1 rRNA gene is annotated in these 308 nt (G+C 56.5%); it reads left to right on the top strand.

Going from position 1 to position 308, the window contains the following annotated elements:
* Positions 1 to 194: 194 nt before the first annotated feature.
* Positions 195 to 308 (top strand): 5S ribosomal RNA (rrf, locus tag MM817_RS16640); the annotation flags it as partial.

Genomic DNA, 308 nt, shown 5'->3' with positions numbered 1-308 from the left:
AACACAAGGTAGATCGGTCCGGTGTGGAAGCATGGCGACATGTGGAGCAGACGGATACGAATCGGTCGAGGGCTTATCCTCAACAAGAGAACGACACGTAGTTCACCTCTAGTTGTGAAGGAACCCGTAAGGGAAGCTTCAGAGCATGACGAACAGAGAAGCAGCGGTTAGGCTTCTGTGGGGAGCATGCAGCGTCTGGTGATGATGGCGGAGGGGACACACCCGTACCCATCCCGAACACGAAGGTTAAGCCCTCCAGCGCCGATGGTACTTGGACCGCAGGGTCCTGGGAGAGTAGGTCGTTGCCA

It is taken from the genome of Sulfoacidibacillus ferrooxidans, from assembly GCF_022606465.1.
Classification (GTDB): domain Bacteria; phylum Bacillota; class Bacilli; order Alicyclobacillales; family SLC66; genus Sulfoacidibacillus; species Sulfoacidibacillus ferrooxidans.
This window is presented reverse-complemented; position numbering and strand designations above follow the sequence as displayed.